The organism is bacterium, from assembly GCA_030655055.1.
Taxonomy (GTDB): domain Bacteria; phylum Edwardsbacteria; class AC1; order AC1; family EtOH8; genus UBA5202.
The window spans coordinates 1-1,206 of record JAURWH010000100.1 but is presented as its reverse complement, the minus strand read 5'-3'; the positions used below and the strand labels follow the sequence as shown (position 1 = coordinate 1,206).

Here is a 1,206-nt window from a genome sequence, read left to right as displayed (position 1 = left end):
GTATCTGCTGGAGAGGGTCTGCGGGATCTGCTCCAACGCCCATATGACCTGCTTTGCCCAGGGGGTGGAAAAACTGATGGGCTTGGAGCCGCCCAAGCGCGGCCTGTTCATCCGCTGTTTGATGGGCGAGCTGGAGAGGGTGCATTCTCACCTGCTCTGGTTGGGCGTAGCCGGGCACGAAGTAGGCTTTGACACCTTCTTCATGTACACCTGGCGGGACCGCGAGATCGTTCAGGACATGCTGGAGATGATCTCCGGCAACCGGGTCAACTACGGAATGCAGACCTTCGGCGGGGTGCGCCGCGATCTGGACGAAATGCAGATCAAGAACCTGCTGGAAGGCATCGCCGCCCTCAAGGCCCGGACCCCCTATTACCTGAACCTGGGCGCTTCGGAACCGACCCTGGTGGCCAGGATCTCCGGGGTGGGCAGGCTGCCCCTGGAGAAGGCGGTGGAGCTGAACGCGGTGGGCCCGACCGCCCGGGCCTCCGGCTGGAAGAGCGACGTCCGCCAGGACGATCCCTATGCCGGCTTCGGGGAATTCATTCCCTTCAACATCGTCACCGACAACGGCGGCGACGTGCTGGCCCGGGTGGTGGTGCGGGCCAAGGAACTGATGGAGACCTATAACATCTGCGAATACATCTTAAAGAACCTGCCGGCCGGCGAGATCCGGGTCAAGGCTCCCCGCAAGGTGCCGGAGGGCGAAGTGGTCAGCCGGGTGGAGGCCCAGCGGGGCGAGGATGTCCACTATGTCCGTTCCAACGGCACCGACAAGCCGGACCGGGTCAAGGTGCGGGCCCCAACCCTGGCCAACTGGCCTTCCACCCTGTACATGCTGAGGGGCGGCTATGTGGCCGACATTCCGATCGTGATGGCGGCCATCGACCCCTGCCTGTCCTGCACCGACCGGATGGCGATCATCACCGACGTCAAGCGCGGCTCGGAAAAGGTGATGGACTGGGAAACGCTGAGGCAGCACGGAATTGAATTTTACCGCAAACGCGGGATCAAGTTGTAAAAAATAGTTATACCCCATGATTTTCGAATGGGATCCTCCAAAAGCGGAAAGTAACATTAAAAAGCACGGGGTTGACTTTCATGAAGCGACAACTGTGTTTGGCGATCCTTTGTCGGCAACTTTCCCAGACCCGAATCACTCTCATGAGGAATTCCGATTGTTGACAATAGGTATGTCATGGCGTG

At 60.0% G+C, this 1,206-nt stretch carries 2 protein-coding genes; both read left to right on the top strand.

Going from position 1 to position 1,206, the window contains the following annotated elements; genetic code table 11:
* The coding region (locus Q7U71_04485) for a nickel-dependent hydrogenase large subunit (protein MDO9391015.1) at positions 1–1,021 on the top strand (1,021 nt) is incomplete at its 5' end.
* A gap of 16 nt (positions 1,022–1,037) precedes the next feature.
* A partial coding sequence (locus Q7U71_04480; protein ID MDO9391014.1) for a BrnT family toxin occupies positions 1,038–1,206 on the top strand: 169 nt, incomplete at its 3' end.